The sequence below is a fragment of the Sorangium sp. So ce124 genome, assembly GCF_051525235.1.
GTDB classification, from domain to species: domain Bacteria; phylum Myxococcota_A; class Polyangia; order Polyangiales; family Polyangiaceae; genus Sorangium; species Sorangium atrum.
In genome coordinates, this window is sequence record NZ_CP150312.1 from 10,363,290 (window position 1) to 10,378,084 (window position 14,795).

The following is a 14,795-nucleotide window of genomic DNA, read 5'->3' on the forward strand; positions in this document are numbered from 1 at the left end:
CCTCACTCCTTGATGAGCGCCCAGGCGCGACGGTAGTCCTCGAACGTGTCGATCTCGATCCACCCCTTGTAGACGTCGATCGCCTGCACGTCCGCGCCGCGGTCGATGAGCTCCTGGAGCAGGTCGGTGAAGCTCGCGCTGCGGAGCGACTCGGCCTCGTGGAAGCCGCCCTTCGCGCGGGTCTCCTGAAGCTGGTGGTAACAGTCGGTGAGCAGGCGCGCGCCCTTCGCGGTGAACATGGCCATGCCCACGAACTCGCCGTGCGCCTCGCCCTCAGGGATCGCGCGTCCGACGCGGGCCACCCGGTGCGGCGCCTCGGCGCCGACGAAGCGGTAGCCGGCCTCCTGCGCGTCCTTCAGGGCCACGAGGTCGGGCACGCCGCGCGCGTCCTTGGGCCGCTGGCCCTCGGCGTACGCGCGGTCGATGACGATCGAGATGTCCGCCGGGCTCTTGAGGAGCTTCTCGAGGTGGCCGCGCTCGAACACGATGTCGCCGTAGAGGAAGAGGAACGGCCCGCTCAGCTCCTTGGAGGCGCGGAAGAGCGAGAAGACCTCGTTCGTCGTCGCGTACTCGTCGTTGTCGTAGAAGCGGGCGTTCGGGACCTTGATCGCCTCCTTCTTGTACCCGCGCACGACGGCGACGTCCTTGACGCCGCACGCGTTGAGCACGTCGATCTGCCGCTCGAGGATGCTCTTGCCCTTCAGGTCGAGCATCGGCTTCGGCAGCTCCTCCGTGAGCGGCAGGAGCCCCTGGCTCTGGCCGGCGGCGAGGATGACGGCGGTGACGCCCGGGCTGCCGGAGGGCAGGAAGCTCGACTCCTCCTGCTTCATCTTGTCGACGCCCACGAGCTGGTAGACGCGCTCGAGCGGCACGACCTTGTCGTCGACGCTGCCGGTGTACATCTCGCGCTTCAGCGTCTGGAGCGTCTCCGTCATCGCCTTGATCGACGAGCGGATCGCGTGGTTGGCGAAGATGATCAGCTTGAAGCCCGCCTTGTGCAGCGTATCGACGCTCGTCGTGCGGTAGATGGTCGGCACGCAGACGAGCGGCGTGTTCGGGCGGTCCCACGCGCGGGCGAAGGAGAGCACCTCGTCCGGGTCCTTGCTCTTCGAGTGGATGAGGACCATGTCGGCGCCCGCGTCCGCGTAGGCGCGGCCGCGGCGGAGCGCCTCCTCCATCCCCCAGCCGGCGATGAGCGCCTCGGTCCGCGCGATGACCACGAAGTCGCGATCCTTCTGCGTCGCCTTCGCCGCGCGGACCTTGAGCGCGTGCTCCTCGACGTCCGCGAGCTCGCGCTTCACGCCGGCGTAGAAGCTGCAGCGCTTCGGGAAGATGTTGTCTTCCATGCAGATCGCTGCGATGCCCGCCGCCTCGTACTCCTCGACGCAGCGGACGACATTGACGGCGTTGCCGTAGCCGTTGTCGCAGTCCGCGACGACCGGGAGCGACGTGTTGTTCATCATCTTGGCGGCCTGGAGGTTCTCCGCCATCGTGAGGATGTTCGCGTCCGGCACGGCGTAGCTCGCGGATATCTCGAAGCCGGAAGCCCAGAGCCCGTCGAACCCTGCCTCTTCACCGATCTTCGCGGAGAGCCCGTTGTGCGCGCCGATGATGACGATCGGCCCGGGGCGGGCCATGAGTTCGCGCAGCTTCCTGGCTTTGGTCACGTCTCCTCCACTCCTCCGCGCGGCGTTGCCTCCACGCCCGGCGGGCGACCGCGTCCGCATGCGTTGCGGTGCGCGTCCCCGGCGAGCGGCGCCCCGTCGTCACCGCGCGCGGGCAGCTCCGGGGGGCGCCTGATCTCGCTCTCCTCCCCGAGGAGCCGGGCCTCAGAACGGGGCCTGCCTTAACACCGTTCGCCAGTGCCGCCAATGGCAGGGCACGACCGGAGCAGACGATCGCGAAGGCGGCGGAGCGCGCTCCGCCACGCGCGGACGTGCGCGCTGCGGCGGTGCCTGATGCAGTGCCTGATGGCGGGCGCGCGCGATGCTCGCCGCGCGTCCCCTTCGGCTCAACCCTCGCGGCCGACGACCCCGCGCAAGCGGACCAGCCCGGAGCCCGCGCGGAGCACCGCCTGGCACGCGAGCCGGAGCCGCGGCGGGGCGCCGAGGCGCTCGAGCAGATCGAGCTCGCCGCGTGCGGGCGGATCGAGGAGCTGCTCCCCTTCGACGACCTCGACGCGGCATGTGGCGCAGCGCGCGTCGCGGCACGAGAAAACGACCGGAGCGCGCGCGTCGTCGCAGACATCGATGAGCCTGCCGGCTCCCACCTCCGCGGTGACGGCGCGGCCGAGCGCGCCGTCCTCGAACACGACCGTGGGCACCGCCGATCCCTCCTCCCTGCGTGGCGCGCCAAGCCCCGGCACGTGGGTGCGCGAGGACCCGCGGCGCCTGGAGCGCGAGGGCCCCGGCCCGGACGGCGGAGGCGTGTCGGCTCCCTTTCACCGACGCCGAGAGCGCATTTTCTCGGGCGTCAGCACGCATTATACGACGAGCGATGACGGATCGCTGGGACGCAATCATCCTCGGCGGAGGGCCGGGTGGGTCGACGCTCGCCGCGTCGCTGGCCCGCCTCGGTCGCCGGGCCCTCGTGCTCGAGCGGGAGAGGTTCCCTCGCTTTCACATCGGCGAGTCGCTGCTGCCGCGATCCCGCGAGGTCTTCGAGCGGCTCGGGCTGGACGAGAAGCTGGACGCGCGGTTCCTCCGCAAATACGGCGCCCGGTTCCTGTGCTCGTCGACGGGGCGGACGCGGACGTACAGCTTCACCGACGCGTTCGATCCGAGGTTCGAGTTCGCCTACCAGGTGGAGCGCGACGCGTTCGACCAGCTGCTGCTCCGCCACGCCGCGGAGCTCGGGGCGGAGGTGCGCGAGTCGTGGGAGGCCGTCGAGGTGGTGTTCGAGGGCCCCCGCGCCGTCGGGGTGCGCGCGCGGCCTCGCGCTCGAGCCGACGGCGCCGCGCCGGAGGAGGCCGCGGCCGCGCGCGCCGACGCGGGCGACGTCGTCGAGCTCCGTGCGCCGGTGATCGTGGACGCGACGGGGCGGGACACGCTGCTCGCGTCGAGGATGCGGCGGAAGGCGCAGCTGGCCGAGCTCGACAAGACCGCGCTGTTCACCCATTACGAGGGCGTGCCCCGCGAGGAGGGGATCCACCAGGGCAACATCCAGGTGGTCATCTTCGAGCACGGGTGGTTCTGGTTCATCCCGTTCCGCGGCGAGGTGACGAGCGTCGGCGCGGTGGTGTCGTCGAGCTGGATCCGGAGCCGGGCGCAGGGGGAGCGCCTCGACGAGCTCTTCGATCGCACCGTCGCGGAGAGCGGCTGGGCGCGCGAGTTCCTCGCGAGCGCGCGGCGCATCAGGCCGGTGGGGGCGCTCGCCGATTTCTCGTACCGGGTCGACCAGCTCGCCGGCGATGGATGGCTCTTCGTGGGCGACGCGGGCGGCTTCCTCGACCCGCTCTTCTCGACGGGCGCGCACCTCGCCATCAAGGGCGCCGATCTGGCCGCCACGGCCATCCACCGCGCGCTCGACGCGGGGGACACCTCGCGCGCCGCGTTCGCCGCCTACGAGGCGGAGATCCGCTACGCCGTCGATCTCTTCCTTGGGGTCGTTCAGGGTTTTTACAAAGGCCAGTTCCGGGAGACCCTGTTCGAGCCGAACCAGCGGCCCACGATGCGCAAGCTCATCACCAGCATGCTCGCGGGCGACGTGTTCCACGCCGAGCGGCGGCCGCAGTGGGCGTCGTTCCTCCGGCAGCACTATCCGGCGGAGGTGCCCGCCTTCGCGTGAAGCGCGGCGGGCGGACGCGCGCGTGCCTCGCTGCGTGCGCGCTCGCCGGCGCTGGGCCGCCCGGCGCTCAGCGGCCGCACGCTTCGCGGTCCAGGACCGCGTCGCTCATCTGCTTGCAGGCCGCCGCGAGCGCGACGCGCGCCTCCGCCCTCGCGTCGCCCTTCAGCGCCTCGTCGTCGGCCTCCGCCTTGGCCTCGAGCACGTCGCGCGCGATCCGGATCGCGGCCTCGTGGCTCTTCCTGGTCTCCGCGGGCAGCTTGCTCGCGCAGGTGGTCATCGTGGCCAGGTAGCTGTCGCAGGCGTCGACCCCCGTGCTGTCGAGGTCGACCTTCCCCGGATCGCCGCCTGCCTTGCCGCAGCCGAGGGCGAAGGTGCCCCAGAGAAGAAGTGCCAGGTGAGCTCTTGCCATCGTCGCGCGCGCCGGAGCGCCGCGCGCAGCAGGAGGCCGGTGCTGGCCGCCTCGCGCGCTGCCCGAAGCCGTCGCACCCTGCCACGAGCCCGCGCCGCCGGGCAATTTTCGGTGGTTCAGGCGCGGCGGCGCGCGCTGCCGTGAGCGCGCGCCGCGGGGCGAGCTCGGCGGGTCAGGCGCGGATCAGCAGGATGGCGTGCTCGTGGCGCGGGCGGCGCTGGAAGGCGCGCGCCGTGGGGCGGTGGAAGTGGGGGCGCGGCTGCGACGCGACCGCGCGGACCGTGAGGCGCGCGCCGGACGCGGCCGCCCTGACCACGTCGACCGCGTAGACCGGCGCGCCGGCGACCACGCTGTCGGCGATCAGCAGCACGAGCGGCGCGCCGCTCCGGAGGACGCGCGCGAGCGCGGTGAGCACGCCGCCGAGCTCATCGCGCCAGCGCGCGCGGCCGGCCTCGGGGCCGAGCGGGTCGAGGTGCCGGCGGGCCCCGATCTCGTCCTGCTCGAAGCGGGCGCTGCGGAGCCGTAGCCAGCGCAGCCTCGCCTCGTGGTGGGCGAGGTAATCGTACACGCCCGGGTAGGGCGGCGACGTGATCGCGAGGTGGACCGAGCCGGTCTCGACGCCGCGGAGCACGCGCGCGTCTCCTTCCTCGACGAGCGCGGGCGGGCTCGCTTCGAGCTGAGTGGCGACCTCGGCGAGGCGCTGGGCGAGCTCCTCCGCCTTGCGGAGGAAGAGCCGCGCCGGATAGCCGGCGGCGATCCGCCGCGGCAGCTCGTGCTCCGACGTGTCGGACGTGCGGCGGCTGAGCTTCGTCAGGATGGCGGAGAGGACGAGCTCGAGATCGGCGCGGAGCGCGTCGGCGCCGTGGCCCGCGATGCGGTCGAGGCCGACGCGGAGCCCGTCGAGCTCGAGGAGCACGTGCGGCTCGAACAGGGCGACGTCCTCGGGGCCGTACCGGCGGCTCGGACCGGCGCGCGCCTTGCGGCGCTCATCGGCCGCGGCCGCGACCTCGCGGGCGGCGGCGACGAGCCGCTCGCGCTCGCCGGGGGTGCTGCCCTGCACCTTCAGGCGGGCGAGGCGCACGGCCAGCGGGTTCGCGTCGACGCCGATCGCCGCCCGACCCGCGAGCCGGGCCTCGACGAGGACGGTGCCGCTGCCGCAGAAGGGGTCGAGCACCCGCTCGCCCGGCCTCGAGAGGCCCTCGATCAGCCGGCGGGCCGTGTCCGGGTGCATCCGGGCCGGGTAGCTGTGGAACCCGTGCACGTGCGCGCGCGCCGCTTCCTCCGCGGTGCTCGAGCTGGCCACGTCGAGCGCGTGGGCGAGCTTCGCGGCGCCCTCGGGGTCGCCCTCGAGCAGCGTCGCGCCGCCGATGTGGGTCAGGGCGCGGCGCTCCTGGGGCGCGGGCCGGCCCGCGCGGGCCTTCTGCTGCGGCGGACCTGGTTTCGGCTTGGGATCAGCGCTTCGCGGGGTCGACATGGGCGGTCCGTTGCGTCAGGGGCTCGGCAGCGAAGGCTTCCTCTTCGGCGGCGAGGGCGCGCGCCACGCTCTCGGCCCCCGCCTCGCCCCGGTCTTCGCCGCGCGCCGCGCCGACGCGCAGCTTCGGCGCATAGCCGAACTCGCCCGCGGGGCTCACCGCGCCGCGCACGACGTCGTTGACCTCCAGGAGGGCGAGGAGCTCCTCGGCCTGGGACTCGGCGATGCGGAGGGTCGAGGCGAGCCCGCCGGCGGTGAGCGGGCCCTCGGCCTGGCGGGCGACGTCGGAGGCGACGGAGACCCAGGCGGCGTCGAGCGCGGGCGCGATGTCCCGGCTCCGCGACTTCGCCCGCCGGAGCGCCCAGACGGCGAAGGCGCCGACGGGCGCCATGGTGAGGAGGCCGGCGGTGAAGAGCCCGACGCTCGCGTCGAGGACGAGCAGCAGCACGGCGAACAGGAGCAGCTCGAAGCCGAACAGCGCGCTGGCCGCGATGCCTGCGGCGCGCCAGACCGAGCGCGCCGACGCCGCCGCGCGCGCCTTCTGGAGCAGCGGCGCCTCGCGGCCGGATCGCTCGACGCGGTCGTCGGCGACGGGGACGCGCGGGCCGCCGCAGGCGTCGCACACGAAGCGCAGCTCGGGGTGCGCCGAGACGCCGGTCACGCCGCCGCAGTGCAGGCAGGCCTCGGCGCGCGCGGCCGCGCCGCACTGCGGACAGCGGTCGCTCTCCGGCGCGAGCGCCGCGGCGCACACGCGGCAGCGGGCGGCGCCGGGCGACGCGTCCCTCACGGCGCGCTCGCGGATGGGGCCGGGCGGGCGCCGCCTACGCTGCGCAGCACGGCGTGGAACAGGGCGCGCCCGTCGGCGCAGCCGTGGCCCTGGAAGGGCTCGCTCATCCGTTCGGGGTGCGGCATCAGCCCCAGCACGTTCCGCCGGGGCCCGCCGTAGATGCCGGCGATGTCCATCGCCGATCCGTTGGGGTTCGCGTCGCCGCCGACCAGCCCCTCCCGGTCGCAGTACTGCAGCGCGATGGCGCGCTCCTCGACGAGCTTGCGGAGCGTCTCCGGATCAGCCTGGTACCGCCCTTCGGCGTCGGCGATCGGCAGGCGGAGCACCCGCAGCAGGCCGGTCGACGTGCGGACCTGGAGCACGTCGCGGAGCGTATGGATCACTTCGGCATCGGCGTTGGAGCCGGGGAAGATGACCACGGTCGCGTGCATGGGCGTCGACGTACTCCGGTTGCCGGCGCTCGGCCAGGGGTCCTGACGGCGCGCGCGGCTTCACCGGCTTCTTTCGGCGTGCCATGATGGGACATGGCGTCGCGATGGGCGCGGACCGGTCGAACCGACGCGACGGTGCGGGCGGCGTCCGGCTACCTCGTCCTCGCGGCGCTGGCGACCTCGCTGGGCCTGGTGCTGCGGGATGGATGGCCGTGGATCCACCCGAGCCCGTGGCTCACGCTGCCGCCGCTGGTCGCGCTGCTGATGAGCGCCGCGCTCGGCCTCACGCTGGCGGCCGGTGTCGTCGTGACGACGCGCGTCGCCGTGGCGCGGTTCAGCTGGGCGCGGCGCCTGCACGCCGAGCTCCGCCCGGTCGCGCGCGACTTCTCGCTCGGCCAGATCCTGCTCCTCGCGGGCCTCTCGAGCCTGGGGGAGGAGCTGCTCTTCCGCGGGCTGCTGACGCCGCTGCTCGGTGTGCCGCTGAGCGCGATCCTCTTCGGTCTGATGCACCAGATGCGCGGTCCGAGCCGCTGGGTGTGGATCGGCTGGGCCGTGGGCGTGGGCGCGGGGCTCGGCGCCATCTTCGCGGCGACGGGGTCGCTCGTCGGGCCGGTCCTGGCGCACGCCGTCGTGAACGCTGTCAACCTGAGCTACCTGCGCGATCACGATCCGGACGAGGTGGAGCAGCGGATGACGCTCTAGATCGGCGCTTCCGCTTCCTCACCTTCCCCCTTTCCCGCCGTCAGCGCTTCTTCGAGTCGGGGCGGGGAGGCCTGGCCGGCACCGGTCTCGGGGGGATCGGGGTCGCGCGCGGCGGGCCTTCGTGGCTTGCCGGCTGCGTCTCTGGGGGAGCGACGCTCCCGCGGGAGAGCTCGCCCATCTCCGCGGTGCTCTGTCTCTCGCGGCCTGGCGAGGACGGTCGCGAGGGCGGCGGTCGGCTCCCGGCTCGCGGGAGCGTCGGAGGCTCGCTCTCCTCCACGCGCACGCCGCGCTGGCTCGACGGCTTCGCTGTCCTGCGGGCCAGCGAGGGCAGCGTCGGCGGCGCCGCCGGGGTCGCCAGCTCGAAGTCGAAGTTCAGCTCGAGCGACGGCGGCCCATCGGAGATCGCCACGGCGGGGTCGGAGCCCCTCTGTGGCGCAGGGGTGGGCCCGCGGCGCAGGCGCTCCTCCGACACGACGCGCGACGACGGCGGCGCGACGTCGTCCAGAATGGACGACGGTCCGCCGAGCGCCGTCGTCGCGCTCCGGGGCTCCGGACGGCGTCGCGACGGCGGGAACGGCAGCTCGACGCGGGCGCTCTCGTCCTCGAGCCGGGTCGCCTCGAGCAGGTACGCAGCGATGGATGTCCGCTCCGCGGGCAGGGGGCGGATGCCTGGCACGAACGCGAACCGTCCGACCTTCCAGCTGAGCATGGTGCGGAGCGCGGCGAGCGCCGAGGCGCGCGTGCCTCCGACGGTCCCCTCGACGATGCACCCTTCGGCGATGTCCAGCTGAGCCCGACGTTTCTTGCTGCTCACCTCGAACACACCCGACCGCCGCTCCATCTCGAGGACCGTGAGGACGGTCGCGATCGACATCTGGCTGAGATCGCCCTCGATCGCGGTCTGATCGACGGACGCCGGGATGGACATGAGGCTGTCCCGCCGCTGGCGCAGGCGCGACGCCATCTGCACGAGCGCCCCGATCTGCGCGACGACCTCGCCGACCCGGAACGGCTTGGTCATGTAGACGTCGGCGCCCACGTGGAACCCTTCGAGGCGGGCCTCCTGGTCGTCGAGCGCGGAGAGGAACAGGAACGGGGTGACCGATACCCGGGACGGCTGGGTGCGCACGTTGCGCGCGACCCAGTAGCCGTCGTGGTCGGGCAGGCCGATGTCGCAGACGATGCACTCGGGCTCCAGGGTGCAGGCGGTGGAGAGCCCGGCCTCCGCGGTGGCGCAGAAGATGACCTCGTAACCTGCCTCCCGGATCGCGGTGGCGAGCAGGTCCGCGATATATTCCTCGTCCTCGATCACGAGCACGACCCCGCTCGGCATCTGGCAGACGGTACACGCGCCCTGCGGGCGTGGCCAAGGGTGAATGGCGGAGAGCCAGCCTGATCATTCATTCGCCGGCGCGCCGCCGCCCGGCTCCTCGTGCCAGCCCTCGCCGCAGCATCCCGCGCGAGCTCGCCGCGGTGTCCCGTGCGGGTTCGCCCGCGGCGTCCGGCCGCGGCGAGGAATCCACGCTATAAGAACGGAAATGGCAACTCTGGTCCGAGAGGCCGACGGTACGGCGCGGCCCGGCGAGCGGGCCTCCTCGGGGGCTCGCGTCTTCATCGCGATGAGCGGCGGAGTCGACTCGTCCGTCGCTGCGGCGCGCCTCTGCGACGCTGGATACGAGGTCGTCGGCGTGACGCTGCACCTCTGGGACTACCCCGACGACGGCAGCGTCAAAAGCCGCTGCTGCGCGCCCGAGGATCAGCACGACGCCCGCCGGGTCGCCGACCACCTCGGGATCCCGCACTACACGTTCGACCGGCGCGCCCTGTTCCGGGAGCACGTCGTCGACCCCTTCGTCGAGGCCTACCTCGCGGGTGAGACGCCGAGCCCGTGCGTGGCCTGCAACCGCTCGGTCAAGCTCCGGGAGCTGTTCCCGCTGGCGGAGCGGCTGGGGGTCTCGTGGGTCGCGACGGGCCACTATGCGCGGGTCGTCCTGGAGGAGGGCGGCGCTCGCCTCTACCGCGGCCGCGATCGGCACAAGGATCAGAGCTATTTCCTGCACATGCTCCGGTCGGACGAGCTGTCGCGGCTCCTCTTCCCGCTCGGCGACTCGACCAAGGAGGAGGTGCGCGCCGAGGCGATCGCCCGCGGGCTCCCGGGCGCCGAGAAGGGGGAGAGCCAGGAGCTCTGCTTCATCCCCTCCGGCCGTTACGCGCCGTTCGTGGCCGAGCGCGCCGCGGACAGGCTCCGGCCCGGCCCCATCGTCGATCGGGACGGCCGCGTGGTCGGGGCGCACGGCGGGGTGCACGGCTTCACCGTGGGCCAGCGCAAGGGCATCGGCGTCTCGCTCGGCCGGCCCGCGTTCGTCGTGGGCCTCGACCCCGCGTCCGGCGCGGTGCACCTCGGCGACGAGGGCGATCTGTACGCCGCGGGCGCCGAGATCGCCGACGCGGTGTGGTGCGACGACGCGGTCTTCCCCCTGGAGGCCGAGGTGCGGGTGCGCGCGCGGCACGAGGCGGCGCCTGGCATCATCGAGCGGCGCCGCGACCCCGCGACGGGCGCGGAGAGCTTCGTCGCGCGGTTCGCGAGCCCGGTGCGGTCCGTCTCTCCGGGGCAGATGGCCGTGGTCTACCGGGGCGATCGCGTCCTCGGGGGAGGCCGCATCAAGGCGGCCCTTCGCTCGCAGGCGGCGTCATGAGGGCCCGCGCGCTCGCGCCCCTCGCCTGCGCGCTCTCGCTCGGGTGCTCGCTCGGGCAGGGGGAAGGCGAGGTCATCAGCGAACGGCTGCGCGCGGCCGGCTGCTGGGACGACAGCTACGACATGAGCCCGGACTTCTTCGCCGCGGTCCCCTACCGCTCCACGTTGCAGGTCCGGGTGCAGCGCGGGAGCGATCTGCAGGAGATCTCGGACGGGCTCGCGGTCCTGATCGATGACGTCGACCTCATCCGCGGGGACGGGACCGTGAACAAGCTCGACGTCGACCTGAGCGTGGGGCTCCCGCCCGGCGTCCAGCTGCCGGGCTCGCCTCCACCGACGCCGAAGCCGGAGGGGCTCGCGCCGCTCGTGCACATGGCGCTTTACCTCCAGCGGTCCTGCCACAACCAGAACATCGTGCTCTACGCCGTCGACGGGACCATCAAGTTCCAGGCGCTGTTCAGCGGCGATCCCAACGAGACGGATGCGGTCGACAAGTACACCGACGCGACGTTCGACGTCTGGGTCGGCGATCCGCGCGACGCAGGGCTCGGTCACCCCGCAGACGCCATCCCTCGGGAGCTCCTCTCGCGGGTCACCGGGGGGTTCCGCTTCTACTTCGAGCGAGGTCAACCTGGGCAACCGTTCCCCTGAGCCCGTCACGACTCCGTCCTCGGCCTCAGGCGGTGTCCTACCTGTCGGGACAGGAGCTTTCAGCGCCCCGGTGGATTGAAGCTGACCATCCGGAAGGTGTCCTGGCCGAGACGACATGGCAAAGCGCCGCGAACTCGCGGTAAAGTAGTGACCGCTCATGCCCCAACCCCCGCCTCGACCCGCATCGCGAATGGGCGGACCTCCAAGCCCCGGGTCGACCAATTCATCGCCTGAAGCGCGCGCGAAGGAGTCCGAGAAGCAGCAGGGGACCTACTTCCTGGGCCGTTACCGCGTGGTCGACGAGATCGGGGTGGGCGGAATGGCGAGCGTTCACCTGGCTCGCATGGATGGCCCGGGCGGCTTCCAAAAGTGGGTCGCGATCAAGCGGATCCACCCTCATCTGGTCGAGGACGATCAGTTCGTCGACATGTTCCTGGATGAGGCGCGCATCGCGGCTGGCATCAACCACGCCAATGTCGCGCAGGTCTTCGATCTCGGGAAGGACGACAACACCTACTGGATCGCCATGGAGTACCTCCACGGCGAGCCGCTCCGGGAGGTGATGCGCCGCGCGGAGGAGCGCCGGCTGCGCATCTCGCCCGAGCTCGCTGCGCGCATCTGCTCCGATGCAGCAGAGGGGCTTCACGCCGCTCACGAGCTGCGCGGAAAGAACGGCCAGCTGCTCGGCCTGGTGCACCGCGACGTCACGCCGCACAACCTGTTCCTCACCTACGATGGCTACACCAAGGTCGTGGATTTCGGGATCGCCAAGGTGGCCGACCGGCTGTCGTCCACCCGCGCGGGAACGCTGAAAGGCAAGTTGGCCTACATGTCTCCCGAGCAGGTGCGCGGCAACGAGATCGATCGCACGACCGACGTGTTCGCGCTCGGGGTCGTCCTCTGGGAGCTCACGACGAACCAGCGCCTCTTCCGGATGGATACCGATCTCGACACGCTCGAGAAGGTGCAGGCCTGCGTGGTCCCGCCGCCGTCCACGATCGTGCCCGACTATCCGATCGAGCTGGAGAGCGTGGTCATGAAGGCGCTGGCCAAGCACAAGCAAGATCGCTTCCAGACCGCGCGTGAGTTCTCGCGGGCCCTGCAGAATTTCCTGATGAGGAGCGGGGTCTTCGTTGGCTCCGAAGAGGTCGCGCAGTTCGTGCAGCAGGTGTTCGTCGATCGCATCCAGAAGCGCGAGGCGCACCTCGCGTGGGCCGCCGAGGTGACATCCACCATCAACGTCGAGCAGGTGCGCTCGCGCAGCTCGACGACGGCCACGGACAGCGTCGGGCTGCGCAGCCGCGGTCGGGAGCCTGAGCCGCAGCAGCGCCTCACGCCGCCGCAGATCCTGCGGCAGAACGCTCCGCCGGCGAGCGGGATCGCGCCGGTCGGGCGCCCGCTGTCGAGGGACGCGGACGACAGGCAGATGTCCGCCTCATCGCTGATGGATGACGATGAGGATGTCCCGACGACGGTCGCGACGCGCGAGCAAGCCGAGCCGGTGCGATCCCTTCCTCATGGGGAGCGCCCGATGATGCGCCCGGCGGCCGGCACGGTGCCCGAGCCGGTGCCAGCGCAGCCTCGCCAGGCCGGCGTCCAGTCCGGCATTCCCACGGTGCGTCCTGGCATGCCGACGGCGCGCCCCGGCTTTTCGCCCGCCTACCCGAGCCCACCGCGCGTGCCCGGCGGCCACGACGCTGCTCCGCCTCCGCTCTCCTCGAGCCCGTACCCTCCGCGCGACTTCGACACCGGCGAGCTCGCGCCCCTCCCCAAGGGCGGCCTCCTGGACAGCGATCTGGGCAGCCCGCTCGCGTCCACGCTCGCGCTCTCGTCGCAGGATCCACCGCCGGTTCTTCAGGGCGCGAGCGAGCCTGCTCGTCACGCGCGGGTGACCAGGACCCCCGCCGTCGCTGTGCCGTCGCCGGGGCACGCGGCCGTCCCGTATGCGCTCCCGTTCAATGGCCAGGGTCATGCCCCGGCCCATGCGCCCGCTGTCAGCGCGCCGGTGCAGGCGGCACCGGCGCCGATGACCGTGGGGCAGGCCCAGCTGTTCGCGTCCGCCGCGACAGCGCAGCCTCCGCAGTCGCAGATCGAGACGGCGCTCTCCCTGCCGCGCCCGGATCCTGCGGCCATCTGGGCCGCCACGCAGGACGCGGCGTCCAAGGGGAACGGCAGGAACACGCTCGTGCTCGTCGCCGTCATCACGCTCACCGTGCTGTGCGTGCTCGGTATCGGCGCGCTGATCTACATGAAGACGAGCGCCGTGCAGTCCTCGCCCTCCAGGGGCGTGGACGCTGTCCCTGCGTCGCCTGCCTCGACGGACGCGACGACCACGGGCCAGTCGAGCTCCTGCGTGCAGGGGCGCCCCGCGGGGGCCTTTCGCGCGCGCGGTCTCGCTCTCCGCGACCGAGCGTCCATCGTCCACCCCGGCCCGATCAGCCCGCACCGCCTTACGATGAAGGGATGAAGTCTGTCCACCGCCGCTCGAACGGTGCCAGGGCGCGGCACCGCCCCGGCGAGCGAGCCCAGCTGCGTATCGAGGCGCTGGCCGCCGGGGGCTCGGGGGTCGGTCGGCTCGCGGGCGAGGTCGTCTTCGTCCCTGCGACAGCGCCGGGGGATCTCGTCGAGGTCGAGCTCGACCGGAGCGCACGCCCGGCGAGGGGTAGGCTCCTCGGTGTCGTCGAGCCGAGCGCCGATCGCGTCGCTCCGCCGTGCCGCTTCGCGGACGCCTGCGGCGGCTGCGACTGGATGCACGTCCGTATCGAGGCGCAGCAGGCCGCGCATGAGCACATCGTCCGACAAGCCATCGCGCGGGCGACGTCGCTCGCCGAGGCCGAGCTGCCGCCGATCCGCGTCCATCCGGCCCCCCTGCCGCTCGGCTACCGGTCGCGGGCGAGGTTGTTCGCGCGCGCGGAGCGCGGCGAGGTGCGCGTGGGCTATCGCGCGCCGAGGACGCACGCCGTGGCGGCGGTCGATCGCTGCGTGGTGCTTGTCGACGCGATCGCGCCGCTCGCCGGCGAGCTGCCCGGCGTCCTCCGTGGAGCCGTGGGGGAGGGCGATGTCCTGATCTCGCTGGGCGCCTCGAGCCGCCCGGTGGTCGAGATCCTGTGGCGTGGTCAGCTGCCGCCGGCCGTGTGGCAGCGGCTGGACGAGCGCACGGCGCGCGGCGAGTGGGCCGGCGCTCGCGTCACGCTCGACGGCGCGCGCGAGGCCGCGTCGTTCGGCGATCCGCGGCCCGCGATCCTGGGAGCGGACGGCCTGCCGCTGTTCCTCGCGCCGGGCGGCTTCGGGCAGCCGTCCGAGGAAGGGGCGGCCGTCCTCGCCCGCCGCGCCGCCGAGCTCGCCCACCTCGACTCCACCCGGCCGCCGCACGTCCTTGAGCTGTTCGCCGGCAGCGGGACGCTCTCCGTGCTGCTCGCGCGCGGCGCGCAGCGACCCTCCCCGGCCGCCGAGCCCGCCGGAGCTGCCGCTTCCGGCCACGCGGGGCTCGCGTCCTTCACGGCCGTCGAGCTCTCGTCCGAAGCGGTCGCTTGCCTGCGGCAGAACCTCGCCGCTCGAGGCCTCGCCGGCAAGGCGATCGAGGCGGACGCCGATCAGCACCCGATCCCGGCGCGCACCGACGTCGTGGTGCTCGATCCGCCGCGCAGCGGGGCTCCAGGCGCGGCGCGCGCGATCGCCGCCTCGAGCGCGCGTGTGGTCGTCTACGTCTCGTGCGACCCGGCCACGCTCGCGCGCGATCTCGGCGGGATCCTCCGCGGCGGCTTCGAGATCACGGACATCGAGGCGGTCGAGCTCTTTCCTCAGACGAGCCATATCGAGTCGATCGTCCGGCTCTCCCGCGCCCGCAGATCCGCTCGCTGATC

The 14,795-nt window shown here is 72.9% G+C and carries 13 protein-coding genes; 6 read left to right on the forward strand and 7 right to left on the reverse strand.

All coding sequences use genetic code 11. The annotated features are described in order from the left end of the window. Positions 1-2: 2 nt before the first annotated feature. Positions 3-1,667, reverse strand: coding sequence for an isocitrate lyase/phosphoenolpyruvate mutase family protein (locus WMF19_RS39000; RefSeq protein WP_437894998.1), 1,665 nt, complete (start codon positions 1,665-1,667; stop codon positions 3-5). 344 nt (positions 1,668-2,011) lie between these two features. Then, on the reverse strand, positions 2,012-2,323 hold the full coding sequence (locus WMF19_RS39005) for a 2Fe-2S iron-sulfur cluster-binding protein (RefSeq protein WP_437325129.1): 312 nt from the start codon (positions 2,321-2,323) through the stop codon (positions 2,012-2,014). Positions 2,324-2,496: 173 nt separating this feature from the next. On the opposite strand from WMF19_RS39005, the gene WMF19_RS39010 reads away from it, so the two are divergent. Then, positions 2,497-3,786: an NAD(P)/FAD-dependent oxidoreductase gene (locus WMF19_RS39010; protein WP_437894999.1), complete on the forward strand. Its 1,290-nt coding sequence runs from the start codon at positions 2,497-2,499 to the stop codon at positions 3,784-3,786. A 67-nt stretch (positions 3,787-3,853) separates the two neighbouring features. Here WMF19_RS39010 and WMF19_RS39015 read toward each other — a convergent pair whose 3' ends face one another. The 4 genes from WMF19_RS39015 to WMF19_RS39030 all read right to left on the reverse strand — a co-directional run bounded on the left by WMF19_RS39015 (position 3,854) and on the right by WMF19_RS39030 (position 6,884). After that, positions 3,854-4,195, reverse strand: a complete 342-nt coding sequence (locus WMF19_RS39015) for a hypothetical protein (RefSeq protein WP_437895000.1) — start codon at positions 4,193-4,195, stop codon at positions 3,854-3,856. Positions 4,196-4,367: 172 nt separating this feature from the next. Beyond that, complete coding sequence (locus WMF19_RS39020; RefSeq protein WP_437895001.1) at positions 4,368-5,669, reverse strand: DNA methyltransferase; 1,302 nt, start codon at positions 5,667-5,669, stop codon at positions 4,368-4,370. Continuing rightward, positions 5,647-6,453 (reverse strand): zinc ribbon domain-containing protein, encoded by an 807-nt coding sequence (locus tag WMF19_RS39025; RefSeq protein WP_437895002.1) that lies wholly within the window; start codon positions 6,451-6,453, stop codon positions 5,647-5,649. The genes WMF19_RS39020 and WMF19_RS39025 overlap by 23 nt, the downstream gene beginning before the upstream one ends. Next, positions 6,450-6,884: a phosphoribosylformylglycinamidine synthase subunit PurQ gene (locus tag WMF19_RS39030; RefSeq protein ID WP_437895003.1), complete on the reverse strand. Its 435-nt coding sequence runs from the start codon at positions 6,882-6,884 to the stop codon at positions 6,450-6,452. Before WMF19_RS39030 ends, WMF19_RS39025 begins: the two co-directional genes overlap by 4 nt. A gap of 93 nt (positions 6,885-6,977) precedes the next feature. On the opposite strand from WMF19_RS39030, the gene WMF19_RS39035 reads away from it, so the two are divergent. After that, a complete protein-coding gene (locus WMF19_RS39035; RefSeq protein ID WP_437895004.1) occupies positions 6,978-7,586 on the forward strand; it encodes a CPBP family intramembrane glutamic endopeptidase in 609 nt (202 codons plus the stop codon). 40 nt (positions 7,587-7,626) lie between these two features. On the opposite strand, the gene WMF19_RS39040 is transcribed toward WMF19_RS39035, so the two are convergent. Beyond that, complete coding sequence (locus WMF19_RS39040; protein WP_437895005.1) at positions 7,627-8,919, reverse strand: response regulator; 1,293 nt, start codon at positions 8,917-8,919, stop codon at positions 7,627-7,629. 205 nt (positions 8,920-9,124) lie between these two features. Here WMF19_RS39040 and mnmA point away from each other — a divergent pair, with 205 nt between their 5' ends. From mnmA to WMF19_RS39060, 4 genes are all read left to right on the forward strand, one after another. Beyond that, a complete protein-coding gene (gene mnmA / locus WMF19_RS39045; protein WP_437325122.1) occupies positions 9,125-10,282 on the forward strand; it encodes a tRNA 2-thiouridine(34) synthase MnmA in 1,158 nt (385 codons plus the stop codon). Continuing rightward, positions 10,279-10,932 carry a hypothetical protein gene (locus WMF19_RS39050; RefSeq protein ID WP_437325121.1) on the forward strand — a complete coding sequence of 218 codons (654 nt, stop codon included), beginning with the start codon at positions 10,279-10,281 and terminating at the stop codon, positions 10,930-10,932. Before mnmA ends, WMF19_RS39050 begins: the two co-directional genes overlap by 4 nt. 190 nt (positions 10,933-11,122) lie before the next feature. Beyond that, entirely contained in the window at positions 11,123-13,399 is a 2,277-nt protein-coding gene (locus WMF19_RS39055; protein ID WP_437895006.1) for a protein kinase domain-containing protein, read from the forward strand. Beyond that, a complete protein-coding gene (locus WMF19_RS39060; protein ID WP_437895007.1) occupies positions 13,396-14,793 on the forward strand; it encodes a class I SAM-dependent RNA methyltransferase in 1,398 nt (465 codons plus the stop codon). The genes WMF19_RS39055 and WMF19_RS39060 overlap by 4 nt, the downstream gene beginning before the upstream one ends. Positions 14,794-14,795 lie beyond the last annotated feature (2 nt).